At 58.8% G+C, this 25395-nt stretch carries 20 protein-coding genes; 13 read left to right on the top strand and 7 right to left on the bottom strand.

Going from position 1 to position 25395, the window contains the following annotated elements:
- Positions 1-8 precede the first annotated feature (8 nt).
- A complete protein-coding gene (locus tag VG146_06120; protein HEV2391924.1) occupies positions 9-263 on the bottom strand; it encodes a hypothetical protein in 255 nt (84 codons plus the stop codon).
- Between VG146_06120 and VG146_06115 the strand changes: the two genes are divergently transcribed.
- Positions 262-756: a hypothetical protein gene (locus VG146_06115; protein ID HEV2391923.1), complete on the top strand. Its 495-nt coding sequence runs from the start codon at positions 262-264 to the stop codon at positions 754-756. The two genes, VG146_06120 and VG146_06115, sit on opposite strands and share 2 nt — an antisense overlap.
- Before the next feature lie 57 nt (positions 757-813).
- Here the strand turns inward: VG146_06115 and VG146_06110 are convergent, their stop codons facing one another.
- From VG146_06110 to VG146_06100, 3 genes are read right to left on the bottom strand one after another with little or no spacing between them, the layout of a single operon-like run.
- Complete coding sequence (locus VG146_06110; GenBank protein HEV2391922.1) at positions 814-1671, bottom strand: hypothetical protein; 858 nt, start codon at positions 1669-1671, stop codon at positions 814-816.
- Between the two features lie 6 nt (positions 1672-1677).
- Positions 1678-1830, bottom strand: a complete 153-nt coding sequence (locus tag VG146_06105) for a hypothetical protein (protein ID HEV2391921.1) — start codon at positions 1828-1830, stop codon at positions 1678-1680.
- Positions 1831-1842: 12 nt separating this feature from the next.
- On the bottom strand, positions 1843-2403 hold the full coding sequence (locus VG146_06100) for a hypothetical protein (GenBank protein HEV2391920.1): 561 nt from the start codon (positions 2401-2403) through the stop codon (positions 1843-1845).
- A 554-nt stretch (positions 2404-2957) separates the two neighbouring features.
- On the opposite strand from VG146_06100, the gene VG146_06095 reads away from it, so the two are divergent.
- The 3 genes from VG146_06095 to VG146_06085 all read left to right on the top strand — a co-directional run bounded on the left by VG146_06095 (position 2958) and on the right by VG146_06085 (position 6982).
- A complete protein-coding gene (locus VG146_06095; protein HEV2391919.1) occupies positions 2958-3968 on the top strand; it encodes a hypothetical protein in 1011 nt (336 codons plus the stop codon).
- A 63-nt stretch (positions 3969-4031) separates the two neighbouring features.
- A complete protein-coding gene (locus tag VG146_06090) occupies positions 4032-5744 on the top strand; it encodes a hypothetical protein (protein ID HEV2391918.1) in 1713 nt (570 codons plus the stop codon).
- 233 nt (positions 5745-5977) lie between these two features.
- Entirely contained in the window at positions 5978-6982 is a 1005-nt protein-coding gene (locus VG146_06085; protein HEV2391917.1) for a glycoside hydrolase family 5 protein, read from the top strand.
- A gap of 331 nt (positions 6983-7313) precedes the next feature.
- On the opposite strand, the gene VG146_06080 is transcribed toward VG146_06085, so the two are convergent.
- Complete coding sequence (locus tag VG146_06080; GenBank protein HEV2391916.1) at positions 7314-10520, bottom strand: LamG domain-containing protein; 3207 nt, start codon at positions 10518-10520, stop codon at positions 7314-7316.
- A 433-nt stretch (positions 10521-10953) separates the two neighbouring features.
- Here VG146_06080 and VG146_06075 point away from each other — a divergent pair, with 433 nt between their 5' ends.
- Positions 10954-12915: a hypothetical protein gene (locus tag VG146_06075; protein HEV2391915.1), complete on the top strand. Its 1962-nt coding sequence runs from the start codon at positions 10954-10956 to the stop codon at positions 12913-12915.
- 181 nt (positions 12916-13096) lie between these two features.
- Here VG146_06075 and VG146_06070 read toward each other — a convergent pair whose 3' ends face one another.
- Entirely contained in the window at positions 13097-13261 is a 165-nt protein-coding gene (locus VG146_06070) for a hypothetical protein (protein HEV2391914.1), read from the bottom strand.
- A gap of 56 nt (positions 13262-13317) precedes the next feature.
- Between VG146_06070 and VG146_06065 the strand changes: the two genes are divergently transcribed.
- The 8 genes from VG146_06065 to VG146_06030 all read left to right on the top strand — a co-directional run bounded on the left by VG146_06065 (position 13318) and on the right by VG146_06030 (position 24284).
- Positions 13318-14379, top strand: coding sequence for an efflux RND transporter periplasmic adaptor subunit (locus tag VG146_06065; GenBank protein ID HEV2391913.1), 1062 nt, complete (start codon positions 13318-13320; stop codon positions 14377-14379).
- Positions 14366-15355: an ATP-binding cassette domain-containing protein gene (locus tag VG146_06060; protein HEV2391912.1), complete on the top strand. Its 990-nt coding sequence runs from the start codon at positions 14366-14368 to the stop codon at positions 15353-15355. Before VG146_06065 ends, VG146_06060 begins: the two co-directional genes overlap by 14 nt.
- A gap of 36 nt (positions 15356-15391) precedes the next feature.
- Positions 15392-16504, top strand: a complete 1113-nt coding sequence (locus VG146_06055) for an ABC transporter permease (protein HEV2391911.1) — start codon at positions 15392-15394, stop codon at positions 16502-16504.
- Positions 16505-16722: 218 nt separating this feature from the next.
- On the top strand, positions 16723-18285 hold the full coding sequence (locus tag VG146_06050) for an ATP-binding protein (GenBank protein HEV2391910.1): 1563 nt from the start codon (positions 16723-16725) through the stop codon (positions 18283-18285).
- 70 nt (positions 18286-18355) lie between these two features.
- Positions 18356-19669 carry a SpoIIE family protein phosphatase gene (locus VG146_06045; GenBank protein ID HEV2391909.1) on the top strand — a complete coding sequence of 438 codons (1314 nt, stop codon included), beginning with the start codon at positions 18356-18358 and terminating at the stop codon, positions 19667-19669.
- A gap of 476 nt (positions 19670-20145) precedes the next feature.
- The gene (locus VG146_06040) at positions 20146-22311 is read left to right on the top strand and encodes a formylglycine-generating enzyme family protein (protein HEV2391908.1); all 2166 of its coding nucleotides are present in this window, start codon (positions 20146-20148) and stop codon (positions 22309-22311) included.
- Positions 22312-22354: 43 nt separating this feature from the next.
- Positions 22355-23677, top strand: coding sequence for a Gfo/Idh/MocA family oxidoreductase (locus tag VG146_06035; protein HEV2391907.1), 1323 nt, complete (start codon positions 22355-22357; stop codon positions 23675-23677).
- Positions 23678-23777: 100 nt separating this feature from the next.
- Complete coding sequence (locus tag VG146_06030; protein ID HEV2391906.1) at positions 23778-24284, top strand: TraR/DksA C4-type zinc finger protein; 507 nt, start codon at positions 23778-23780, stop codon at positions 24282-24284.
- Positions 24285-24738: 454 nt separating this feature from the next.
- Here VG146_06030 and VG146_06025 read toward each other — a convergent pair whose 3' ends face one another.
- Positions 24739-25215, bottom strand: a complete 477-nt coding sequence (locus VG146_06025) for a hypothetical protein (GenBank protein ID HEV2391905.1) — start codon at positions 25213-25215, stop codon at positions 24739-24741.
- Positions 25216-25395 lie beyond the last annotated feature (180 nt).

Below are 25395 nucleotides of genomic sequence, written 5' to 3'. Positions count from 1 at the left end.
CTGGCCCTCTACGCCTGTTCGCACACCGCGAGAGCGACACGCTTTGAGTTTCTGGAAATACCCTCCGGCAGCCTCACCTTCCACTCGCTTTCGCTCTCGTCCACCCTGAGCACAATGCAAGCTTCGCACGGCGGAAGGTCGGTGGGAGACTCGATGAGCACAAAGTCCGAACCCATGTGCGTGATGCGAATGACTGTCCCGCTGAGGATGAGCCGCATCTTTACTTGGGCGGAATGCGCGCCGTGATTCTGTTCCGCGATCATGAATGAAATCCTGATACCGAACGCCAACCTCTATGCTTCCCGATGCCAAATCGAGATTGGCGAGACGCTCGGTTCTGGTAAAGACGGTATCGTGCTGGTTGGAAAACACAAGACCCAACCGGCAAAGGTCGCGGTCAAAGTCCTGCGCTGGAGCGAGGCTTACGAACGGGAGAAGAAAGCCTATGAGCGGCTCACAGAAACCGCCACGACCGCGGTGCTGGGGTTCAATGTGCCGCAGTTGATCGCTCGGGACGATGACCTGCGCGCGCTGGAAATGACCATTGTCGAACGCCCCTTCGTGCTCGATTTCGCCGGTGCCCATCTTGATGCGCGGCCCGAGTTCCCGGCGGAGGTCTGGGCGGATTGGGAGACGGAGAAGCGCGAGCAATTCGAAGGCCGCTGGCCGATGCTCGAAAAAATTCTGGCTGCGTTCGAAGAACTTGGGATCTACCTGCTGGACGTCTCGCCGGGCAACATTGCGTTCCTCGATTGAAATGGTGAAGGGAAGCCGGTTCATGGTTTTGGTTGGTCTGGCAAGGGGATTTATGCGCTACGTGCCGCCTGGCGATGGGATTTTGAGACGGTGGCGGCGATTTTTCACGCGGCTGAGGGTGCATCCGATCAGGGCGGCAACTTCCTTGTCGCTATGCGTCGAGAGCAGTTTGTCCTCTTCGGATGTCCAGTGGACCGAGCGGGGCTCGCAAGGGGGCAGATGAAGTGTTTTCTGACGGCGCAACCGGACGGCGTTCAGCGTTCGGCCCATCCGCAAAGCCGCGTCCCGATCGGGCAGGCGGCCGATGAGTTTGTCTTCAGCGGGAGTCCACGACCGGTACTTTGCCATTGGCCGGAACGCAGCAACGCCGCGCTTGAGCCGCTCCTTCCGAGCCGCAGCGCCTGAACGTCCCACGCGTCGGCCAACCTCGCTGTCGAAATGCCGGCCCAACAAATCGATTTCGCGCCTGGTCCAGGGGCGGTAACGCGGGAAAGCGCGGATTTTTAGCACCTGCCGGCGGGCGCGCACCGAAGCGAGTGTGCGTTTGAGCCGGCGCGCAATTTCGGCGTCCTTGGCAGTGCCCAGCCGCCTGTCCTCAGGCCGTTTCCAGGCCCGCCCTGTGTGCGGTCGGAAAGGCGCGATTTTCAGTCGCAACCGTTGGTCGCGCACCTGGTTCCTTGGACGGCGAAAGCGGCGGGCCAACTCGCGGTCGGCCAAGCGGCCGAGGAGTCTGACTTCATTGGCGCTCCACCGGCGTGGTGGTGTGGCCAGGCGTATGCGGCGGCCTTGGCGTTCGGCGACAACCGACTGGATCGTCCGGCCGGTGCGGCGCGCCAACCGCGAATCAGGGACTTTGCCCAGTTGCTCCAGTTCGGGCAAGGTCCACGGAGAATTCTTGCGCGGATACTGCGCCACAGAACTTCACGCTTCCTCAGCAAAGCCAAGGGCAACCCGTTTGCGTTGAACAATCTCCAGTCGGAGCGGGTTCATGGCTCCGGATGAATCGGGTCGCGCGATCCGGTCGAGTATCCCGCGAATCGTCGTTTCCTCCACCGGTTCCCTCTCAAAAGCCATACTCTTCAGCCCTCATATTCCATCAAACCGCCACCGGGGTTTGCGTACTCGGCCCGGCGACAGCCTCAGAAGGGAGCGCCGGTTTCTTTTCGAATCAGTAACCCCTCCAACTCTGGCAGACCCGGCGTCTTTGGCCGAAAGGCGCGACCTCTTCCGCATTTCGCGCAGGTGCATCTCGTGATGCCTTTTGAAACGCGCAACCACTTTAGGGTTCGAAAGAAATTCTTTTTGCACCACCTCGAGCACGATGCCGGCCATTTCGTCGGTCGGACCGCTCGGGTCCAGCGTGCCCTGCCGCAATGCGTGCAAGGTGTCATCGTCGGCCGCGCATGTGTCCTGGTAAAACTCGAAGCTTTCCCAACCAAACATAATGGTGGCCAGCAGCTTCGGCTCTTCGCAGGAACAGGCCTCCAGCACCACGATGGGACAATCGCAATCCGGCGGATCGCAGTAATACTCCAGCAACCAGCAATCTCGTGGGGTAAACTCTTTGCCGGGTGGCTCTATCCAGGTCATGCACATCTGCCGTACAGCCACCTCGTTAAAAATGTCACCGAACTTTCTTACGCGCATAAATCGAGAATCGTGGTTAAGCTGCCAGATTCCCTTTCTTCCTGCGTCCCTTTTTTACTCAATTGGCAATAAACACGCAAGCCGAAAAAATGACCTGACAGAACTTTGGCAAGCGATTTCACTACGGAATCGTAACGCCTCAGTGACTACGGGGCGGCCGGCTGAAGCCGGCGTTCCGGACGCGCGGAACGCCGCCTTTAGGCGGCAGCGCCCGCCGTCACTAACCGATTACACGGAATCTACTTGCTGGACGTCTCCCCGCGCCAACATCCCTCTTCCCCCCTTTTTTGACTTTAAGCATCCCTTAACCCAATCATGGCCTGAATTATGCTCTGAAATACCCCACGCCCCGGTTCGCGTCCGGCGCGCCGCCAGCGGCTCTGGTTCGCCGCCGGCAACAATATCAGAAAGAGGACCCGTGTTCCTTAACCTATGGCCTGCGTACCGCCCCGGCTCATCTAACCGGGCCGCTCCCCTTTCGTCGTCCGCCTTTGACCCGTCTCGCCCCTTACCCATTACGGCTAATTACGGCTAATTACGGCCTATTACGGCTTATGAATGATACCAACACCCAAATCATCGACCTCCCGCAAAACCCCGGCGCCTCTCCAGCTCCCACTCTCAAGTCCCCCTCAGGCCACACCCGCATCGGCAAAGTCGCTCGCCTCCCCAAACCCATTCGCGATCACCTCGACCAACTCATCGAAGATGGCCTTACCTGTGACCAGATTAAGGACACTCTCGGCGACCCGGCCAAGGAACTCACACCTAATAATATCTCCGAATGGAAAAAAGGCGGCCACATCGATTGGCGCAATAACCAACTCTGGCGCCAGGAATTGACTCTCCGTCAGGAAGCCTTCACCGACATCCTCACCGGCGCCGACCCCGTCAAACTCCCCGAAGCCGGCCTTCAGCTCATCACCACCACCCTCTGCGAACTCCTCCGCCAATCCTTCCAGCCCGATTCCGACGACCCACAAACCCGCGTCCAGAAACAGGTCCGCATCGCCAGTGCCTTGTCCCGCGTCAGCCGCTCCATCCTCCAACTCCAGCTCTACCGCGATGCCGTCGCCCAAACAATCCAGGCACAACTCAAAAACCGCAACCCCGACGAGGACCTTTCCGACAACGAACTCGAGATACTTACCGCTCGCATGGACCGCGTCTTCCGCCGCCCACGCCATCCAAAACCTCCGGCCACTCCCGCATCCCCTCTGTCGCCCGGCCCCGCGCCTGCCTCCCCCGTCTTGGCGCCCGCGCACCCCGTCTTGGCGCCCGCGCCCCCCGTTGTCGTGCCCGCGTCCCCCGTCGTCGCGCCCGCGCCCCCCGTCGTCGCGCCTCAGCCCACCCTCCTCGCGTCCGAGCCCTCCGTCGTTCCGCCTGCTTCCCCCGTCGTCGCGCCTGCCGGCGCCGTCGTGGCTCCTGCGTCCTCCTCGCCTGACGCCATCGCTACCGATCCCACCCTTGCCAAAAATATCGTGCCCGCCCCCTCTGACCCGCCTTCTCCAACCACCACCCCATTCGTCCCCGGCGCGCCCCTTCAACCTCAGCAACCACCATGAACCCGAACCCCATACACCGTCTCAATTCCAAATCCTGTCTTTAAACCTCAATTCTAATTCTTTATGAGCGCTATTCTACCGTTTGTCAAAATCGATTCCTCCTCTCTCCTCTCTCGCTACTTCACCCCTTACCAGATCTCCTGGATCGAGGCCGAAGAACCTTTCCACTCCGCAAAAAAACAAGTCTTCGCTCTCGCCGAAAAATCCGTCCGCATCGGCTGGACCTTCGCCGACGGCTTTAAAAACGTCCGCAAACGACTCCGTTTTAAAAACCGCGATTACCTCTTTGCCACCAAGGATTGGCCTAGCGCCCTCGAATACATGAACCAGGTTTACCAATTCGCCGACCTCCTCGGCTATACTCGCGCCGTCCTCAATCATGGCGAGGACGTCCTCAAAGTCCCTTTGCTCGACCACGATGGCCAGCGCACCTCTCTCACCGAAGAAATTAAAATCGGTTACATCAAATTCCAGAACGGCTCCCGCATCGTCGCCTTCTCCTCCAACCCTTACGCCATGGCTGTCCATGGCGGCGATGTCGGCCTCGATGAGTTCGCCAAACATCCCAATGCCCAGCAACTCTGGGAAACCGCCCAGAGCCGCGTCACCTGGAATTGCGACCTCGCCGTTTGGTCCTCCCACGACGGCCAGGATACCCTCTTCTACCAGTTCGCCCAACAAGCCCGCGCCTGCTGCATCCCCGCCCCTGGCACAGCCCTCCCACCGGCCCCTCCCAGCGGCCTCCACGCCTCCCTTCCCTCTCCTCTCCCAGCCTCAATCGAAAGTCCTGCCGGCTCGCCCGCTGCTCATTCAAAATTCGAAAACCAAAATTCAAAAATCCAAAGCCCCTGGAACCTCTACTTCCGCGTCACCATGCCCGATGCCGTCGAACAGGGCCTCCTCGATGTCATCAACCGTACCCGCGATGCCAACCTCACCCCAGCCCAGTTCCTCGCCGATTGTCGCGCCCGCGCCGGCTCCGATGAAATCTTTCAGCAGTCCTACATGTGCAATCCCCTCGGCGCTGCCACCGCCCATATCGTCGATTGGTCCGTCATCGAACGCTGCCGCTTTGATTACAACATCCAGCGCCTCCATTTCGAAGCCGAGGATGTCCTCAAACAATTCGGCCAGTTCAACCCCAGCGCCGACGAGGCGCGCCAGCGCAATATCTACGGCTTCATTGTCGCTTCATTTCCCAACCTCTTCCACCCCAACTCGCCGCGCCAATCCTCCTCCTCCTCCATGCCCAAATACCGCTTGGGCTTCGATGTCGCTGCCTCCGGACGCGGAGACCTCGCCGCCATCTACATCGACGAATTCAAAGACGCCGCTCTCTGGCTACGCGCCCTCTTCACCTGCCGCACCGAGGATTGGCAGTTCATCGCGACTGTCCTTTACGCATTCCTCGATGACCTCCCCAACCTCCAAGCCGCCGGTGATGAATCCGGACTTGGTCGCCAAATCTGCTGGCAGGCCGCCGCCGATTACAGCTCCCGCTTCACCAAGGTCAATTTCGCCGCCAAAAAACAGGACCTCGGCTTCAGCCTCATGAACCAGCTCTCCAGCGTCGAAAAACGTTTCCCCAGAAACCAGCAAGACATCGCCGCCGATTTCTTCGCCCTCCGCAAAGCCTACAACGGCACTCGCTGGATTTTTTCCGAAACCAACAACTCCTACAACCCCGCAAGCCATTGCGACATCGCCTGGGCCGGCGCTCTCGCCACCTTGGCCCACACCGAACGGAAGGTCTCCGCCGGCGCCATGATCTGCTGAATCACACCATGTCCCGCTCCAATCCGATAACAGCCCTCGCGGTGATGATATTGAGCAGTCCCTAACATGAACTACGCTCTCCAACATGCTTCTCCCTCTCCCCTTCTGAAGGGGAGAGCGGCGGGGAGAGGGGTCCCTCTTGTGTAGTCCATCCCGCGGTTCTCCCGGTAAATACCTTTTCCATTCAACAGCACTTTGTGAATACATTACCCGGCTGCATCGTCCGACGCTTCATGAGAGCAATGCTGCTGCTGCTGGGGGCTTGGTTTTGTCTCCATGTCAGTGCTCAACCTCAGCCACTCGATGCCTTCAAGCAGAACCGCCGCCTCGGGCGTGGGGTCAATATCCTCGGATATGATCCGCTCTGGCATTCACCGGACCAGGCGCGATTCCAGGAGAAACACTTCCGCTTCATCAAAGAAGCGGGTTTCCAATCCGTACGCGTCAACCTCCAACCCTTCCGCCACATGGGCGCGGCGCCGGATTTGGCCCTGCGGGCTCAGTGGTTTCAGACCCTCGATTGGGTGGTTGCCAGTGCCACTGCCCAGGGCTTGCAGGTCATCCTGGATTGTCACGAATACAACCCCATGGGCCAGGACCCCGACGGGCACAAGGCGCAATTCCTGGCTTTTTGGAAGCAGCTCTCGGCGCATTGCCAGTCTGCGCCCAACTCTGTGCTCTTTGAGATTTTAAACGAGCCCAACAAAAAACTCACACCCGCCCTTTGGAATCAGTACCTTCTCGAGGCCCTGGCCGTTATCCGCCAAACCAACCCAACTCGCTCGGTTGTGGTTGGCCCCGCTTTCTGGAATTCCGTCGATCACCTCAAGGAATTGGAACTACCGGCCGATGACCAACACCTCATCGTGACGGTTCATTACTATAAACCGATGCGCTTTACTCATCAGGGCGCCGCTTGGGCCGGACAGAAAGATACGTCCGGCGTCTCTTGGGGCAGCGACGAGGACCGCATTGCGGTCCTCGAGGACTTTGCCAATGTGACCGCTTGGGCCAAGCAACATCATCGCCCGATTTTCCTTGGCGAGTTCGGCGCATACGACAAGGCCCCGATGGAATCACGAACGCGCTACATCGCTTTTGTCGCGCGTTCCGCCGAAAGCTCCGGCTGGAGTTGGGCTTATTGGCAATTCGACAGCGATTTCATCCTGTGGGACATGAAGGCAGACCAGTGGGTCCAACCCATCCTCCACGCATTGATAGCAAAGCCGGGAGCATAGAATCTTGACATCGGCTTCCCCTCCAACACTCAGAGCTGTCGTTATCTGCCCCATGGAACTCCCAAATCTCCGCCCTTGTGGCGCAACCTCATGCTCGGCGGCGCGATGGGGCGGAAGGCCTAAGACGTTCTTCGATTACGCACGGGTTTACCCCATCGACCCGAAAGCAAGCGTCAGAGTAGTCCGTTGAAGTAATTTACTGAGGAGTCCCCAACATGAACTGCATCTCTAATCTGCCGATGCTTCTCCCTCTCCCCTTCGAAGGGGAGAGGGCCGGGGAGAGGGGTCCCTCTGTGTGTAGTCCATCCCACGGTCCTCCCAGTAGATCATCCTATTCCCCGTCGATGGCGCCTGCATACCCACCATCGGCGCCACGTGGAAGCCCTGTGAAGTCCTCTAAGAACGGTCCCTTGAACTCCCACGCGTAAAGCTCCTCGATTGTGGTCTTCGAGTCGGCCAGCGTGCCGCGCGCAATCCGCATAAAATCGATGACGCCATTGAGGTAATGACCCTTTGGCGTCCCACCTACATACAGATCGGCGTCGTTGGCCAAGGAAGCGTCGGCCCTAAGCCCGGGACCGGCAGCGTCCCGTTTGCCATCAATGTAGAGAACAAATTTTCCCGCGTTGCGGTCGGCTTCTGCAAGGACGTGATGCCACTGCCCGTTATTGATAGCCGTGTGGCTGGCCAGGCTCGCAGTGGAGCCGCCCGACTTTGCCAACAAGGTCACTCCTCCCGCCTCGTTGACCTCGAGGGCCCACCCCGTGGCATCCATCTTTTGGACCAGCACCGCGTCGGTCTGTCCCGGGGCCGTTTTGAAGAAAACCTCGATAAGGAAGTTTGAGGTGTGAATCTGCGGGTTGCTGAGTTCTGCGCCGCTAACGGTGCGCTTGAGGTTTTCATTGCGTCCATGGGCCTCGAGAATGACACTGCGGCAGATGTCCTCATTCTTCAAAACGGCGTATTGGTTGTTCCCATTGAAACCCAGGGCGCCCGTTGTCCAGTTCTCCAGCGGACCATTCTGGTAGTCCTTCAGGGTGATATTGATCCCCTGCAGCGGATAGGTGGGCATCTTGTAGTAATCATCCCGCCCAGTGTAATACGGGGACATGCACCAGTGCTCGTCCAGGATGCGCGCCGGTTCACCGGGAATGGGATAGAAATTCCATTCGGCGACCGTCTCATAAAGGCTCCACGGCACGAAGACCTTCGCTCCCTTTCCCCGCGCCACCGAGCCGGCAGAGGGCCGGAAATCGTGGGTGGCCGCATCGCGCAGAGGGGATTGTGGCGCCATTACGCCTACGTCACCGGCCAGCGGTCGATAGCTCTCGAGGGCGTCGCGGAACGCATCGAGCGTCTGGCGCCAGCGTCCCGAAGGCTCAAACACGCCAAAACCCTCCCCTACATCGTAGAAAACGTTGCGCGCGTAGGCGTCGGTGTCGATGGCAAACGCGTTTCGACGCGGCCCGGCGTCAGCCTCGTTGCCGGCCTTGGCGGAGCGAGCCGGGTCCGCATCACGAAAGACCCGCAGGCCCATGCTCTGCCAGATGTTGCCCAGGAACTTGACCCGGCCGGCCTGGGGCGCCTGCCGGCGCGAGCCGCGCACGAAATTGTACAGGGTATTGTTGAAGAAAGTGTTTTGATAACTGATGATCTCCTGGAAGGCCGACGTGTTGGCCAACTTGCCTGAAGGTCCCTTCGATTTCCCCCAGGCAATGTTGTTGAAATAGTAATTCTTGAACCCGCCATCCAGGTAATAGGCATGGCCGAAGCGGCACTCAGAATCAGGATTCAGCGTGTGGTCCCAACTGCGATAGCCGCCTGGATTGCCCGAGATATTGTCATAAACATACGCCGGGCCCCCCTGCCACGTCTCAATCCCGCCAAAGTCGTCCACGTTCATCAGCGTATCGACGGCCTTGTTATGGTGAATGAGAATCCGCGCAAAAGGGCGGTCCGTGGCGGCGCCGCTGGCTTTGGCGCCATGCGCGTCGATGCCCTGCGCGCAAATCCACTCAAACAGGTTGCCCGCCACCTCCGCCGTCTGGGCGTATTCTACCTCCAGCGCGACACCTTGGCCAAAGAGGTCGGGCCGCATGCCGATGTGATCAAACTTGTTGCGCAGCACCCGGACATCGTAGAGCCGACCCATTGGCCCGGCCACGTCTCCATAGGTCGTGCTATCGGCGAGTTCCACGCCACCAGAGTCCGCGTCCGAGAACACATTATCTTCCACTACTACTTTATCGATGGCGTCCTGCGGGCCCATCGCTTTCAATCGGACGCCTTTATGCGCGTGCTCGAATGTGCAGTGGCTCACCTCGATGTCCGTGCCGCTTCCCAACAGCCGCACGCAGCCGGGTTGCGCATCAAGGCTCTCATGTGACACCCAGTAAGGCGCGGCAAGCAGGTTCCAATAGACATTGGCAAAGCGGAATGTAAGCCCGCGAACGTGGATGTGGCTCATCCCTCGGCTGTCGATAAAATGAACGCGCCGGGCCACCTCGACCTGGGCCTTGTTCGGGTCCTGGTCTCCGGGCAACCGGATATAAAGCCGGCCGCCCTTGTCCTTCTTGTCGAACCAGAACTCCCCGGGGCTGTCCAGGTACTGCGGTTTGTCTTCCAGATAAAACTGGCAACCGCGGATGATCTTGTAGGAGGGCCCCCCGCCCCATTGCCCGGTGAACGCAAGCGACCCCTTATCGCGGTCCACCGCCAGCACCCTGGCTGGGAACGGATTGCCCATTACCCAGCCCTTGGTGGTCCAAACGATTGCGCCCTGGTAATAATCCTGCGGTTTATTGGTGTTGATGTCTTCCTTGTCGAAGGCCAAGTGCCGTTGCTGGCCGCCAATAGTTGTATAGTTGTCAAACGGCTTGTCCGGATTCTTCCATGTCCACCATTCGCTCTTGATATCGTCCGGATCAGTGATGTTCCAGTTGGGTGTCCGGGCCAGCGCAATGCGCGTCACCGCGCCCTCCTTACCCGCCATCCAGACGTTGCGCGGCGCCCAATCCAGGTCCACGTACCAGACCTTCTCCGGCTCCGGCATCAGTCCATTGTCTGCCCCCTGCTTCCAGCCCTTCACAACCTCCGAGCCGCAAATGACAGCCGGCCCCGTGCCCCACGAGGGATCTCGGGTCAGAATAATGGGCGACGCCGCGGCGCCAGACTCCTTCGCCTCCAATGCCCCGCGATACACCACGCCTTGTTTGAAAACATACGTGTGCGGGCCTTTGCTGGCCTTCGCCTCTCCGGCGGCATTCGCATCCCAGGGGTGATGTCTCCAAGGAGTCTGCTTCGATAGGCCGTCGTTCGAGTCGTTGCCTGAGTCGAAGTCGATGTAACGCTTCGATTCACCCGCCTTGAATTCAAACGGCTTTGGCGCCCATTCCAAATCACCCGTCGGCAGCACGTTGGACTCCGCTTCCTGCCAGGACCATCGGGTAGTTGCCCCGCCTGCAGAGCCAATCACACACCCGACACTCAGCAAGGCAATGCTGTAAACCAACCCTTGCACTGCGATGAACTGTCTCACCGCGCCCCTTGTCAGTGTAGGAGCCAACGTGAGGAGGCTCTGATTTTGGTTTTCCGCGGCTCGACAATGGACCGGATTCTCAAAACAGGCGCTCACGCATGACATGATGGCAGGTCCTGGCCGGAATGGAACAATTTAAGCAATTCTGCTGCTCCTTGACTTGTCGGTCTCGGAGTGCGCGCTGATCGGCCCTCCCCTCTCATTGAGGCGCCCAAGTCTCCATTTTTTGGTATTGCAAGGGCAAAACCGCCGTCACCCGTTTTCATGACATGCCAAAAGCTCTTCTCCCGGTTAAACATTCTGCCCAGTGAAACCGATCGCGAGATCTCGCTCTTTGGTGAATGCATCGGCCATGAACGGCAAGACGTGAACCAGTTAGGCCTGCTGTCCCGGACCGGCCAAATGAATTGATAAAACCCCTGCGTCAATGTTTATGAAAAACAAATTCAATCCGCCCACTTGGCTCACCGCCTCTTTGGCCAGCCTCCTCTTTGCCTGCTTGCCCAGTCTCTTGAGGGCAGCCCAAGACATTCAAGTCCAGCCTTTGGGCATTCAAACCAACGGTGACCCTACCGCAACAACCATAGGCAATTGGGGTACGTACTGGATCACCAAAACTTCCGACGGCAATTATCATGCAACGTGCGCGTCGAGCTTTGATTCTACCATGCAGTCCCAGTCCAGCATCCCCGGCTCGGTTTACTGCGTCTGCGATTGGGATGGCACCTTCGGCGATGACGTCAATTTTGGGGCGGTCCTGCCCAACGGCAGTGGGACATGGTTGGGCAATCCTTCCATCCAGGTCATTGACGCCACCCAATATGCCTATCTGCTGATGGATATTTATTGGACAAACGTCACCGGCATGACGACCTGGCCTACCATTGGCCTGATGACCCCTGGATACGGCATTGTCGGTTTAACCAACAACATCCCCATACCGACGACCCCCGGCTGGCAGCACCTGGTCATCCCCATCGATTCGACCCTGCCGAACCTGGGCAGCATCGCTGGGGTCTGCCTTTACAGGTGGGCCAACCCGGCTCCTCCAAGCCACGCCGAGTTTTGGATTGATAATGTTCAGTTAATTGCCAGAGCCGCAGCCGTGCCACCGCCGACCCTGACCCTCGCGCCCCTCACGGCCACCGCTGGCTTGAATATCCAAACCGCTTCAACCGACGGCGAGTGGGACCGCCAAAGCGTCGCGACCGTAAGCGGGAACTACTCCTGGATTGGCGCCGGCACCACCCCAGTGACCTATTCCATCACCGTCACCAATTATCCCGATACCAACCATCCCTACTTTCAAACCCAAATCTACCTGGCTTCCAACGGACAGGGCGGCATGCCAGGAACAGAAAACGCTCCCGATTGGGGCGAGCCCAATTGCATCTTCCTGCAAATCCAAAATCTCGCGTCGGGAGCCGGGACGGCCAGTTTCCTGTGGAAGACCAATGACCCCGGAGACAATGCCATGTTTTGGAATGCCGCCTACAACCCCCTGGCTACCCTCGACGAACCCGCCGGACCTAATGGCACCTGGACCATTTCGTTTGTAAATGACATCTCTGTGACGCTCACCTCCCCCAGCGGGTTGAGCACCAATTTCTCTTTCCCGGATGCCGTTGCCGTCCAAACCGCCTTCCCACAAGGCTCGACCGTTGCCTATTTTGGCGCCACCCCCAACTCCACCAGCAACCCGGGACAAGGCGTCGTCATTACCGAAGCCAAGATTACCGGCCCCTCGGGCACTATCGCTCCCATCGACGACCACTTCTCCGGTTTGGGCCTGGACACAGCAACCTGGGCAGTGCGGGCCGCTGAGCCGAACGATGTTTCAGTAGTCGGCAGCAACACTCACTGGAATGTCGGTTGGACTTTGCCTGATGTGAACTTCCTCTTGCAAACAGCTCCAACCGTTCTTGGTCCCTGGAGCAACATCAGCCTGATAACCAACGCAGTTCAAAAAGGTCAATCCAAGAGCCTCCTGCTCCCCGATGCTTTCCTGCCTCCAGGTTCAATCGGTTACTTCCGCCTGATGAAGCCCGTGGCCACACAGTTGCAAGTCTTGCTGCCAGGTGAGACCAATGCCCCGGGCACTGTTACGGGCAAGATTGGCGCACCCGTTGCCCAGATTGCGTACATGCTATTCGATATAACGGTGAACGCTTGCGATGCCCGGTGGAACATCGTGAAGACCTGCAAAGACACGGTCCATTTCACCAGCACTGACCCCTTTGCTTCCCTGCCAGCAGACGCCGCACTGGTCAATGGCGCCCTCACCGTCTCTGCCCAGACCTATTTCGGCAGCTCGGGCACTTGGACCATCACAGCCTCTGATGTTACAACCAATGCCGTCGCCAATGGCGCCAGCAGCCCTATGAGGATTCCTTAAGCCTCCTGGCTTCAGCCTCCGTACCAAACTAACTAACCTGTGGGAGAGCCGCCGGAAGTCCGGCGCCTTTTTTGCGTAGCAGCCAACGCCAGGAGGCTCTGATCTTTCCTCTGGTTGGTCAGGCCGCTGGCTTGCCCCTGTGAAACTCAGGGCTGAGATCAGAGCCTCCTGGCGGCCGCTTCTACAGACCAGGACGAGGATTGACGAGCATGGAGGAGATTGACGCAAGCAACCTTTTGTGTTTCCTTCTGCGGCGCCCGTTCTTGAGTTGCTGGGCCACTCGGATGCCTGCAGCAAGCAGAATCTCAGGCAGCGCAAGGTAGCCGTGCTGGATTTTATCCGGCATAGTCTCCTAGTTGCGCCGGACGGCCCGGCTGAACTGGCCCCCCACAGCCCTGTTGCATGAAGAAGAAGCTGGCATGGATAATCGCTCTGGTCGCCCTAATCGCCATTTGCCTGGGCTGGGTTTTTTTCCGGCCCGCGCGCGAAATGATTCTGACCGGCATCGTCACCACTGATGAGGTCATCGTCAGTTCGGACGTCCAAGGGCCGCTCGAACGACTGCTGGTCAACCAGGGCGATCCGGTTCGAACCAACCAGTTGCTGGGGCTTATCCAACCGCAGGAATGGAAGGCAGATGCAGCCTTTTACGGCGATAGCCAAAAGCAATCTGCCGCCCAGGTCGTTCAGGCCCAGGCGGATTTGCGTCTCGCCGAGGCCCAAACCAGCAATCAAATCTGGCAGGCCCAAGCCACCTTCGAGGCCAGCCAGGCCCAGGTTAAACAGGCCCAAGCCGACCTGGAAATCGCGCGGCTGAATTTTGAGCGGGAGTCCGATTTGTACAAGAAACAGGTCGAATCGATCCAGAATTATGACCAGATGCGCACGGCCTACGACGCCGTCAAAGCAAGGGTGGAGACCTATAAAAAGCAGGCCCTGGCGGCTGAAGCAGCGGTGGGCGTCGCGCGAGCCAGCGCCGATCAGGTGGCCGCGCGGCGGGCGGCCGTTCAGGCCAGTGTTCACCAGTTGGACGCCGCTGGGGCCCAAAGGCAAAAGGCTGACGTGCGCCTGGGCTACACGGAGATACGGGCGCCTATCGAGGGGATTGTTAATGTACGCGCAGCCCTCGAAGGGGAGATTGTGATGCCCGGCCAGGCAATCGTCACACTGGTCGATCCGAATGATTTCTGGGTCCGCGCCGATGTCGAGGAGACCTATATCGCTCGCATTCATCTGGGTGATAAATTTCAGGTCCGGCTGCCCTCCGGGGAGCTGAAGACCGGGACGGTGTTTTATCGCGCGATCGATGCCGATTATGCCACCCAGCGCGATGTCAGCCGAACCAAGCGCGACATCAAGACCTTTCAGATTCGGCTCCGCTGCGATAATTCCGACCGCAGTCTGGCCCTGGGCATGACCGCTTACGTCCTGTTGCCGGAGACAATTACCCATGGCGGACGTTGAAGTCGAGCATCTGACGAAACGCTTCGGTGATTTTGTCGCCGTCGATGCCCTGAGCTTTGCCGTCAATCATGGCGAGGTCTTTGGCCTGCTCGGACCCAATGGCGCGGGTAAATCCACTCTCATCCGGATGCTGACCACTCTGGTGCCGCCTTCGGACGGAACGGCGCGCATTCTGGGTTTCGACATCGTGCGCCATCCCAACGAGGTGCGCCAGTGCATCGGCGTCATCCCGCAGGCGATGACCTCCGACCTGGACCTGAGCGCCGAGGAGAATATGACGATTTTTGCCAAACTGTATGGCCTCCCCCGTGAACGCCGCCGCCGCCAGGTTCAAGACCTGCTCAAGGCGGTGGACCTCGAACAATGGGCTGATAAACCGGTCAAGATGTTCTCCGGCGGCATGAGGCGCCGGCTCGAAATCGCCCGCGGCCTGGTTCATGAGCCCAAAATCTTTTTCCTGGATGAGCCCACCACCGGGCTGGACCCTGTCTCGCGCGTGGCCGTCTGGGAGATGCTGGCCCGGCTCAAGACCGAGCGGGACCTGACCATCCTCATGACCACCCATTACATGGATGAAGCCGATAAACTTTGCGACCGCATTGCGATTGTCGATCACGGGAAACTGGTTGCTTTAGATTCTCCTCTCAAACTCAAGGCCTCGGTCCCGGGAAAGAACATCCTCGAAGTCAGTTTCTCCGACGTGCCACCCGGCTGGATGCAGCGCCTGGGCTCCCTTCCAGAGGTCGCCGAGGTGAAGGCCCAGGACCATGTGTTCCGCCTCTCCTCAAATAACGGACCCCGCACCACCGTTGCTTTAATGGAGGCGGCCAAAGATGCCGGCCTTACCGTCACCTCCCTTTCCGTTCAGAGCACCACCCTCGACGACGTCTTTGTCCATTATACCGGCCATCAATTGCGCGATGCGCTCCAGAGCGCGTTGGCTTACAGCTCGGCTTTTATGTATGAGAACAAGTAGGCGCCAAACCGGGAATGCTGGAATGCCGGCCTGGCTATGAACCGCATCCTGGCCATGATCGAACGCGACCTGCGCCGCTTCCGACGCAGCCCCACCCTCATCCTGGTCTCGATGATTATGCCCCTGGCCCAATTGATTGTGCTGGGCTATGCCTTTGGCGGCAAGGTCAAGCAGCTCAAGGTCGGGGTTGTGGATGAAGACCATGGCGTCCCTGCCCTTCAACTCAAGGAGATGTTCCAGGCCGTTGCCGCCAATGCGCGCACGTTCGATACCATACCTTACTCGGACCGCGCCAAGGCCCTCCAAGACCTTCGCCAAGGGCGCATTAACGGCGTGCTCGAAATTCCACCTCATTTCTCGCGCAAGGTCCTGGCTGGGGCCAATCCCCGTATCGCTCTGGCGGAGGATAATACCGACCAATTCGCCGCCTCGGCCCTCGAAGGGACTCTCAACCAGCTTTTCGGCGCCTATAACCAAAAGGGGCCGGCGCCCAAAATGACGGCGGCTGCTACCCTCTCGGTGGTTGAGATTTATCCCTATGTTCCCTACATCCAGTACTTATTGCCGGGCACGACAGTGCTGGCGATCTTTGTCTCAGCCATGATCGGGGGCGGCATCATTTACATTGATGACAAAGCCCGGGGCCTGCACGAAGGCTACCTTGTGACCCCAATCCGCAAATACGAACTCATCCTGGGCTTCAATCTTTCAGGGGCTATCAAAGCCATACTCGCCGGCCTGGTCCTCATCACCTGCGGCTCCTTAATCGCCGGCATCCCCGAGCCCTTCAATCTTATGCGCCTGGCGCGGATGCTCCTGCTCGTTATCGCCACAGCTTTGGCGCTCATCAGCATGATGTTCCTCTTGATGGTCCGTGTGAGCGATCCCCTGGTCCCTCGCGCCATCTTCGGCGTTCTCAATACTGTCCTTTTCTTTCCAAGCGGCGCTGTCTATCCCATCCAGGCATTCCCGTCCTGGATGAAGGCCATCGCGGTGGTGGACCCCTTCACCTATGCCGTGCATGGCTTTAAGGAACTGGTGCTAAAAAACACCGGCCTGATTCCAGTTCTGCCGGACCTGGCTTTCCTGGCAGGGTTTACGGTCCTGGCGATGGGAGCCGCAACAGCGCTCTTCCGGCGCACCTTATAACCGTAATCGGTTAGTGACGGCGGGCGCTGCCGCCTAAAGGCGGCGTTCCGCGCGTCCGGAACGCCGGCTTCAGCCGGCAGCCCCGTAGTCACTGAGGCATTACTTATAACCCCCGATTCTCGCCACTTTTTTGCCACATTTGGCGTATATTACGAGTGAAAGGTTTTGCGGTGAAAAGGGGCGCTTCGGAAAATTTAATAACCCAACGACTCTTGCTTGTGACGAAAGTGACGAGCGGAATAGTGGTTCTGATCGGCGGCTTGGTGCTGGTGGGATGGGTTCTTAATATCGAGCCCTTGATTCGCCTGGTTCCAACTGGCGTCGTCATGAATCCGGTGACGGCTTTGACATTTGTCATGGCCGGAATTGCTTTGGAACGCCTGGTTGCGGGCGATTCTGCGACCTCAAACCGAAGGGCTGGCCTGTGGTGCAGTCTTGCCGCGCTGGTGCTTTTGGTGGGGGCATTCAAACTGGCCGATGATTTGTTTGGCCTGGGCTTTCACATCGATCACGTGTTGTTTTCCGGCAGGTTGAACCGATCGGCTGGATTCCCTTTGAGCGAAATGGCGCCCAATACCGCTCTGAATTTTTTCTTTTTCGGCGCAGGCTTGCTGCTGCTGGATTCCAAACGGCGGGCTGGGCTGCGGTTTGCCCAAGGGCTGGTGATGGGCGTCGGGCTGATTTCGATGCTTGCCCTGATAGGTTACAGCTACCGCGTGCTGCGGCTCTACCGTGTCGGCGGTTCGATTCCGATGGCGCTCGATACGGCCCTGGCCTTTGCCTTATTGTCGGTGGGCTTTCTGGCCGGCCGTCCAGAGCGCGGACTGATGCCCCTCATCACCAGCCAGACCACCGGCGGCGCAATGGTCCGGCGCTTATTGCCCATGGCTATTGTGGTCCCCTGGCTTTTGGGCGCCCTCCTGCTAATGGGCGAGCAGAAAGGATTCTACCGGCAGGAAGCCGCCATCTCGATTTTTGCCGTGACCTGCATCATTATCTTTACCGGTTTGATTTGGTGGCACGCCAGACTCCTTTACCGCACCGACCTTGATCGCCTTCGCGCCGAGGCCAAACTGCGCCAGACCGGAGCCAATCTCGAACGCTCCAACACCGAGCTGCAACAGTTTGCCTATGTCGCATCGCACGATCTATTCGAGCCACTGCGCACCGTGAATAGCTATCTCCAACTGCTGATGCAGCGTTGTCAGGGCAAGCTGGACAAACAGTCGCTGGAATTCATCGGCTTCGCGCTCGATGGCGCGCAACGGATGGAGGCGCTCATCCACGATTTGCTGGCGTACTCCAGGGTCGATCAGCGTGGCCGGCCCTTTGAACTGGTCAATTGCGAGCACGTGCTTCGGGCGGCACTCTCTAATCTGAAAGTTGCCATCGAGGAGACCGGCGCCAGAATCACCAGCGGCCCTCTCCCCCAGGTGCGCGCCGACATCGTTCAATTGACCCAGGTGTTCCAGAACCTGCTCGGCAATGCTATCAAGTTCCATGGCCCGCAACCGCCCCGGGTCAATATCCACGTCGAGCAGCGCGAAAATGAATGGCTCTTCTCAGTCCATGACAATGGCATTGGCATCGATCCAAAATATTTTGAGCGTGTTTTTGTCATCTTTCAGCGCCTGCACACGCGTCAGGAATATGCCGGCACGGGTATGGGCTTGGCCATTTGCAAGAAGATCATAGAAAGGCATGGAGGCAAGCTCTGGGTGGAATCCAAGGTGGGGGATGGGGCTACTTTCTACTTCACGTTGCCCAAGCCAGAAGAATAAACAACCCCCTTGCTTGCGCCTTTCTCCAGGCGCGAATATGGTGTCAGAAAGGGGGCTGTGCCGCCGCTGCATGCATACTGAATTAAATGTAATAAACCACCAGGAACTGGGCCGCGCCTTCGCCGAGTGCAAGGAAACCTCGCCCCAGCTCGAGCACGTTAAGGTGTTGTTAATCGAGGATAATCCCGGCGACGCCAGGCTGATTCAATTGATGCTCGCCGATGCCGCCGGCGACCTGTTCGAGTCCGAGGCGGTGGACCGTCTCGATGCCGGGCTCAAACGCCTCGCAAAAGGGGGCATTGGCATCGTTCTATTAGACCTTTCCCTGCCCGACAGCCATGGACTGGAGACCTTCACCCAGTTACATGCGCAGGCGCCTGGTCTGCCGATCATCGTGCTCAGCGGATTGAACGATACCAACGTGGCGGTCGAGGCAGTTCACCAGGGCGCCCAGGATTTTTTGGTGAAGGGTCAAGTCGATGGGCAACTGCTGGCCCGCGCGATGCGCTACGCCATCGAACGCAAGCGTTTGACCGAGCAGCTCGGCCATTACGCCGATGAATTGCGAACGAAAAACGCGCTGCTTGAAGCCGACTTTAATATGGCGCGCGAGGTCCAGGAGATATTTCTTCCTCACCAATACCCCACCTTCCCGCAATGGGTTTCCCCGCAAGAAAGCGCCCTCAGCTTCTCCCATCGCTACTTGCCCGCTGCCGCTGTCGGCGGCGATTTCTTTGACGTTTTTGCCATTACTGGCTCGACGGCCGGGGTTTTCATTTGCGACGTGATGGGCCATGGGATGCGCGCAGCACTGGTGACTGCCATCATGCGGGGGTTGGTCGAGGAGTTGATGCCGGTAGCGGCGGATGCGGGGAAATTCCTGACCGAAATCAATCGCAGTTTGCACGCGATTTTGCGGCGCACCCGCGAGCCGTTTTTGGCCACGGCGTTTTACCTGGTGGCCGACGTGGCCGCCGGCGAACTGCGCTTTGCCAGCGCGGGACATCCCAGCCCGATTCGAGTGCGGCGTCGGATGGGAACGGTCGAACTGCTCAAAGTTTGCGATGCGCGGCACGGCCCGGCATTGGGCTTATTTGAAAATGCAGTTTATCCAACCTGCTGCTGCGCCTTGGCGGAGAAGGACCTGATGCTTCTCTATACGGATGGCCTTTACGAGGTCGATAACCTCCGCCAGGAAGAGTACGGGCAGCAACGCCTCATCGAATCAGTCCGCGCGCATCTGCGTTGTCCCACCGAGCAGATGCTCGACGCCCTGCTGGATGATGTCCAGCGCTTCTCCGGAGCCCCTGAGTTTGAGGATGATGTTTGCCTGGTCGCCGTCGAGGCCCAAAGGGTCGGCCTCCAGGCCGCCAGTAAAGCATAATGGCGGCCGAGGCGCCGCAGGTTGGCTAAGGCCCTAGCGCCGACGCCTGGAGTTTGGACATTCTCAGGGAGGGATGGCGCGACGCACTGTCATTGCGTTTGGGCGACTGTTGCGCGAAACGCGATCTCCCTCTCCTCCCTTGGAGGAGAGGGCGGGGAGAGGAGGCCCTACTCGCTGGACCCGACAATGAAAGTCTTAAGCGTCACCAGCGAACAGGCCCCTCTCCCTAACCCTCTCCCCGCAGACGGGGAGAGGGAACCTGGCACGCGCGCTATCGGTGTGCGGTGGTCGGTGGTTGGTAGGCGCTCACTCCCTCTCCTCCAAAGACGGGGGGCACTCTTTCAGAGTGGAGACAGTGGCGGGACGCCACCCCAACCCGCCGGCCAGACGCCCGCCCTACCGAGCCCCGCCAGAATCTTTGTTTTTGACATTCCCCTTCACGCCGGGCAAGACTGTCCCCCGCTTTAGAGCAAATAATGAAAGCTTACTCGTTCCTCGCGGCTTTGGCAGTTTCATTGGTGATTCACCCGCCCCCCGCGTTTGCGGCAGTTCCGCCTCCCATTTTCGTTTATGAAAACTCGCACGAACTGTTCGGACGCGGTGATTTTGACGGGGACGGCCGGCAGGATGTGGTGATTATCGACAAATTAAGCGGCAAGTACCGGCTCGGGTACCAAAGCACCCCGGGGACGCTTTCGTGGGTGGATTGCCGGCCTACCGCGGTTACAGGCATCACGGGGCTGAGCATCGGGCATCTCTTCGCCAAAGACCGCGACGCAATGGTCATGACCGCCCCGGATGCCAATCAATTCGTTTTGCTTGAAGCCGCCAGCCCAACCGCTCCCTCCAGGCCGCTGAAGGTGTCGTTTACAGCAGGGTTGGGACCCAGCTCGGTGGTGGCTGTGGATGCCGGAGGAGCCACTCCCAAGGGCCTGCTGGATCTATTTGTCGGCAGCATTTACAACTCACCCGACCCGAATTTGGCGACCTTGCTGCGCAATGACGGCGCGGAGTTCCCCAAAATCAGCGAGGCAACCTTGCCCGGCGTGCCCGCCCACGGCAACCGGTTCTCTTTGAAAGCCGGGCAACCGGAACTGTTGTGTCTGCTTTTGAGCGGGGATTCAGGCGATACATTCCGGACTGAAGACCTCAGCAGCGGCAAACCGGTCATCGTCGCGAGTGTCTCGGGGCTGCCGGCAGGCTCCGATTATGCCGTCGGGAACTTCGGCGGTTCGCCTTTGCGCGAAGTCGTCTTTTACAAGCCTGGCAAAAACAGTTTGTCGATCCGGCCCGTCGAGGAAAGCGGGGGTCAATTGCAGTTTGGCCAGGGCGGCTCTTTCGATATGGGCGAGCCGGTGCAGCGGGTAATCACACTCGACCGACCCTCAAGCCAGAGATTGCTCATCATTTTTGGTGACGGCCAAAAGGCGGCAGTCTGTGATTTTGATGGCGTGAAAGCTCCCTCTGTTGTCCAAACCCTCCTCGCAACCAATAACCAATTCACCTTTGCAGCGAGTTTGCCGGAGGGATTTGTCCTGTTCTCGCAACCTTCGACCGGGAAATTCTCCAACAAATACCAGGTCTATAAATCGAGCGGCTCAACCTATGTGCCCGGGCCCTTTGGCACCCTTCCAACCCTCGAGGACAACGACAACATTACGATTCCGGACATTTACAGCCACATCATGGCCAACAACACCGTGACCAACGAAAGCCAGATGAAGCCTTACACCAACACTATCCCAGGCACCCGCGTTAAGTTTGTTATGGAGCCCATCCCTGCAGGCGAGTTTATCATGGGCAGCCCTGACAACGAGGCCGGGCGCAAGCCCGATGAAGGCCCGCAGCACAAGGTTAAGATTTCACCCTTCTGGATGGAGCAATGCGAGGTGACGTGGAATGAATACGAATTGTTCATGTATCCGGACGAAGAGCGGCGAATGCGCACCGACAATCCCGGCGACAACTCAGGGGACAAATTGGCCGATGCGGTCACCCATCCGTCCAAACCGTATGTCGAGATGAGCTTCGGGATGGGCAAAGACGGCTTCCCGGCCATTAGCATGACCCAACACGCCGCGAATAAATATTGCCAATGGCTTAGCGCCAAGACCGGCCAGTTCTATCGCCTGCCCACGGAGGCCGAATGGGAATATGCCTGTCGCGCAGGAACGACCACGGCCTATTTCTTTGGCAACGACCCCACCAAACTGAGCGATTACGCCTGGTTCGAGGACAATAGCGATTTCAAATACCAAAAGGTCGGCAAGAAAAAGCCCAATCCCTGGGGGCTTTATGATACTTACGGGAATGTGGTTGAATGGGTGCTCGACCAATATGACCCCGGTTACTACGCTCAGTGCGCCAAATCCAGCCTCTGTGTCGAGCCCTGGAACAAGGCCACCAAGCCTTATCCGCACTCGGTTCGAGGCGGTTCGTGGGATGACCCGGCCGTCATGTGCCGCAGCGCGGCCCGCCGGGGTTCCGATCGGTCCTGGAAAATGACCGACCCCCAGCTCCCCAAGAGCATCTGGTACTTCTCCGACGCCCAGTGGGTGGGCTTTCGCATCATCCGGCCTCTTCAAGTGCCCACGGCCGAGGAGATGCAGAAGTATTGGACCAGCGGCACTGAAAAGGACTAATTCCCGGCCATCATTCAAACCAGACAACAAACGGAGAGTCATTATGCAAAACAACGCAACCAGCACGCCGGTCTCTCGCCGGCACTTCATCAAAACCTCGTCACTCGCGGCGGCTTCGGCGGCTGCGGTGGCTAACTTCCCATCCGTCCTGAGCGCCCAGAGCAAGCAGCCCATCCGGGCCGTAATTATCGGCATCGGTGGCCGTGGCGGCGGGGCGGGCCAGAACTTCATGGAAGCCGTCAAAATGACGGGTATCGACGGCAAGATTGTGGCCGTGGGCGACCTCTTCCCCGAACAAGCCAGGCGCGGCAACGAAAACTTCGGCGTGCCGGAAGACAAATGCTTCAGCGGGTTCGACGCCTTTCGCAAGGCCCTGGACGAGCCCGGCGTCAATTACGCCATCCTGGCCACTCCCCCCGGTTTTCGCGCTGTCCAGTTCCGCGCCTGCATTGAAGCGGGCAAAAACGTATTCATGGAAAAACCGGTGGCCGTCGATGGCACGGCCTGCCGGTTGATGTATGAAACCGCCGATATGGCCAAACAGAAAAATCTCAAAGTGGCCGCCGGGACACAACGGCGTCACCAGGCCAGTTACATCGAAACCATCAAGCGAATCCATGATGGAGCCATTGGCGATATGGTGGCCCTGCGCGCCTATTGGGTCAACGGCGGCCCCATCTGGCATCGGGGCGACCACGGTGACACCGATTTGGAGCGGCAAATCCGCAATTGGTATCACTACATCTGGCTGTGCGGCGATCACATTTGCGAGCAGCATGTCCATAACCTGGATGTGTGCAACTGGATTATGAAAGGCCACCCGGTGCGCTGCTGGGGCCAGGGATCACGCCAGCAGTTGGATGGCAAATCCGGCGAGATTTGGGACAACTTCGACATCGAATACGAATACCCCAATGGCGTGCACCTGTTCAGTTACTGCGGCCAGATTAAACGCGATTGGTCCTCCGTCAGCGAAGCCGTTCACGGCACCAAAGGCTCGGCCGATCCGCACCACATGATTAAACCCACCGGCGAACAAGCCTGGCGTTTCCGCGAGAAGGAGATTGATCCGTACGTGCAAGAGCATATCGATCTGATCCACGCGATTCTCAACGATACGGAACTCAATGAAGCCAAGCAGGTGACCGACAGCACGCTGACGGCTATTATGGGCCGTGAAGCCGCCTATAGCGGCGCCGGCGTTAGTTCGGACGATATTCTGAACTGCAAATTCGCCTACGCGCCGGAACAGCTTTACCAGGATTGCGCCAAAATGCAGTTTGGACCCTTCCGCACACTCCAGCCGCCGATGCCGAGCATGCACAACATCCTCGTCGATCCGCCGATGCTTCCTCTCAAGGCATGAGCGGCCTTTAAAAAGTTGGTTCCAGCAATGGCCAGCCTGCACGGCTGGCCATTGCGTTTGGACCCATTGATTTCCGGCTCCGATGTGCAAGGTTAAAACCATGGAAACAAGGAAGCAGGCAGGCCCGCCCCAGAAGCCTCGGGCGGCTACGCAGGATGTAGTCGGAGCCGACCGCTCCCCTGAGCGTATTCGCCCCAAGTGGCGTTCCCATTATAACCGCCTGGTTGAATTGCGCGAGCATCTGCTGCGCCATCAGGCAGACCTTTCCAAAGATGCCATCGAAGAACAGCCGGGGTTCAGCACCCACATGGCCGATGCGGGCACCGATACTTACGACCGGGACCTCGCGTTGGGAATGCTCTCCTCTCAGCAGGACGCGCTCTACGAGATTGACGAGGCTTTGAATCGCATTCGCAACGGCAGTTACGCTATTTGCGAACTCTCAGGCAAACCCATCGAGCCGAGCCGTCTCGAAGCCATTCCCTGGACCCGTTTCAGCCTGGCTGCCGAAAAACAACTCGAAAGCCAAGGAGGCTTTAAGCGCGCCCGATTGGGACCCCGAGAGACCGTGGTTAGGACCTCAACCAAGGCGCCCGAGGAAAGCTAAAGAAAGGGGCCGGGTGCGGCTGAGGGAGCATCCCCGCAGCGGGCTCGACAGGCGAATGCCCCACTCACCCCAGAAGCCGGTCCACCCGCAACCACGCCGCGCGAGGCGAGGTGTCCGCCACCGTGACATTCACAAGCAAAACCTTTCCGTTAAACGCTGAAAAAGCCCAGTGGCCAAAAGGCCGCCACCGTCCAGCGGGTCGATGACGGTAGGAAAGGCCCTGCCACGCGTCAAAATTGGCTTTCGGGTTTTCCGCAGCCCCTCCGTTGGGTAAGGCGCTTTCGCCCAACGCGCCGTGCTCCGGCCGCCTCGGCGAGGTGGCCCTACCAAAGACTGTGTGGGGAACCGCGCAAGAACCCGCGCAGCACGCCCCCCCCACCGCGCCGGCAATCGATGCTGTCCTTCGGTTCCAGGCGTTGTCGGCCTGCACTAAAAATTCAGTTGCGCCTGCTCGTTAAGGCCCAGAGAACGCCCTGTAAAACCTCATGGGCGAATTGCTCGCTGAAAGATCGACGAACGACATCGGAAAGCTGGTCGCCACAAAGCTGGTCAGGGAAGTCCAGGTTTCCAGGTTCGTCGAGCTCTCGATTGTGTAGGTCAGCCCAAGCTGCTGCGGATGCATCTGGAATTGGAAATTGTTGTCGCTGCGCTTTTGCGGCTGCTTCAGGACCGGCTGTTGCACGCTACCCGTGTGCTGGGCATTTTGACGATACATGGGCCATGCCGAACCCGCTGGCCCGTTTGTGCCAGACGCAACGGCGTAAAGCGTGCTGGCGAGTGCGGCGTAAATCGTGCCGTCGGGACCTATGATAGGGGATGAGTTCGCAAGGTCGGCGCTGGGGGGCGGCGCTGCCGGAGAGACCAAACTCCAGACCACCTGCCCCCGCTCATTGAGAGCCCATAATGCGTTGGAAACGCAATAATAAACCATGCCCGCTGCATCTATTGCCGGGGCCGCAGTTTCAGATGAGGCCGGGGAAAAACGCCTGTTCTGGCCGCCCCAGATATCTGAAGCTGCCTTCGGCTGTCCCATAGCGCGCTAAGAGCTTGAGTAAATCCCACTTGCGCCACAGGCCCGTGCGCACGATGGCAAACAGGCGGCTGAAGCTAT

The sequence above is a fragment of the Verrucomicrobiia bacterium genome (assembly GCA_035946615.1).
Taxonomy (GTDB): domain Bacteria; phylum Verrucomicrobiota; class Verrucomicrobiia; order Limisphaerales; family UBA8199; genus DASYZB01.
Note: the sequence above shows the minus strand (reverse complement) of the source record. Positions and strands in the feature narration are given on the sequence as shown.

What these genes read in the sequence shown, in the direction of transcription:
- VG146_06055 (HEV2391911.1), top strand. Translation starts at nt 15,392, where the DNA reads ATGAACCGCATCCTGGCCATGATCGAACGCGACCTGCGCCGCTTCCGA.
- VG146_06065 (HEV2391913.1), top strand. Translation starts at nt 13,318, where the DNA reads ATGAAGAAGAAGCTGGCATGGATAATCGCTCTGGTCGCCCTAATCGCC.
- VG146_06075 (HEV2391915.1), top strand. Translation starts at nt 10,954, where the DNA reads ATGAAAAACAAATTCAATCCGCCCACTTGGCTCACCGCCTCTTTGGCC.
- VG146_06105 (HEV2391921.1), bottom strand. Translation starts at nt 1,830, where the DNA reads ATGGCTTTTGAGAGGGAACCGGTGGAGGAAACGACGATTCGCGGGATA.
- VG146_06045 (HEV2391909.1), top strand. Translation starts at nt 18,356, where the DNA reads ATGCATACTGAATTAAATGTAATAAACCACCAGGAACTGGGCCGCGCC.
- VG146_06030 (HEV2391906.1), top strand. Translation starts at nt 23,778, where the DNA reads ATGGAAACAAGGAAGCAGGCAGGCCCGCCCCAGAAGCCTCGGGCGGCT.
- VG146_06090 (HEV2391918.1), top strand. Translation starts at nt 4,032, where the DNA reads ATGAGCGCTATTCTACCGTTTGTCAAAATCGATTCCTCCTCTCTCCTC.
- VG146_06085 (HEV2391917.1), top strand. Translation starts at nt 5,978, where the DNA reads ATGAGAGCAATGCTGCTGCTGCTGGGGGCTTGGTTTTGTCTCCATGTC.
- VG146_06120 (HEV2391924.1), bottom strand. Translation starts at nt 263, where the DNA reads ATGATCGCGGAACAGAATCACGGCGCGCATTCCGCCCAAGTAAAGATG.
- VG146_06095 (HEV2391919.1), top strand. Translation starts at nt 2,958, where the DNA reads ATGAATGATACCAACACCCAAATCATCGACCTCCCGCAAAACCCCGGC.
- VG146_06115 (HEV2391923.1), top strand. Translation starts at nt 262, where the DNA reads ATGAATGAAATCCTGATACCGAACGCCAACCTCTATGCTTCCCGATGC.
- VG146_06060 (HEV2391912.1), top strand. Translation starts at nt 14,366, where the DNA reads ATGGCGGACGTTGAAGTCGAGCATCTGACGAAACGCTTCGGTGATTTT.
- VG146_06035 (HEV2391907.1), top strand. Translation starts at nt 22,355, where the DNA reads ATGCAAAACAACGCAACCAGCACGCCGGTCTCTCGCCGGCACTTCATC.
- VG146_06070 (HEV2391914.1), bottom strand. Translation starts at nt 13,261, where the DNA reads ATGCCGGATAAAATCCAGCACGGCTACCTTGCGCTGCCTGAGATTCTG.
- VG146_06040 (HEV2391908.1), top strand. Translation starts at nt 20,146, where the DNA reads ATGAAAGCTTACTCGTTCCTCGCGGCTTTGGCAGTTTCATTGGTGATT.
- VG146_06100 (HEV2391920.1), bottom strand. Translation starts at nt 2,403, where the DNA reads ATGCGCGTAAGAAAGTTCGGTGACATTTTTAACGAGGTGGCTGTACGG.
- VG146_06025 (HEV2391905.1), bottom strand. Translation starts at nt 25,215, where the DNA reads ATGGTTTATTATTGCGTTTCCAACGCATTATGGGCTCTCAATGAGCGG.